Origin of the sequence: Limnospira sp. PMC 289.06 (assembly GCF_032350395.1) — a bacterium.
Classification (GTDB): Bacteria; Cyanobacteriota; Cyanobacteriia; order Cyanobacteriales; family Microcoleaceae; genus Limnospira; species Limnospira platensis.
This window is the reverse complement of sequence record NZ_JARPLC010000512.1, coordinates 1-399: the sequence shown is the minus strand read 5'-3', so window position 1 is coordinate 399 and position 399 is coordinate 1. Positions and strand designations below refer to the sequence as shown.

Below are 399 nucleotides of genomic sequence, written 5' to 3'. Positions count from 1 at the left end.
CAATTGATTATCATGTTTTCGTAGAAGGTGATAAACCCTACATTCAAATGCACTTGGAAAATAATAGCCGTCTATTTTTTGTCCTCTAGCATTGTATTTATTTTTCATCTTTTGGGTACACTCCGAAAGATGTATTAGGATTATCAGGTTCTCTATCCCCGCCGTTTTCGGCTTGATATATATTCCATTCTTCTCTGTAGAACTCTAGGGCTTCTGTACAAATTTCCTCAAGTTTGTCAGGATGTAATGGGATTAATTTTTTAAGAATTTCGCCTATAAAATAAGCAATAAAATCCTTATCAAACTTAACTAAAGTTGATGGCCACGTAAACCCCTTTACGCCTGAAATTGGAACTTTGATATATAGGGAATGACCGATATACATCAAGGGGGTTAACG

Annotated in this window: 1 protein-coding gene; it reads right to left on the bottom strand. The window is 35.3% G+C overall.

From position 1 onward, the window contains the following. Positions 1-97 precede the first annotated feature (97 nt). On the bottom strand, positions 98-399 hold a 302-nt coding region (locus P5674_RS26045), incomplete at its 5' end, for a hypothetical protein (RefSeq protein WP_315670505.1).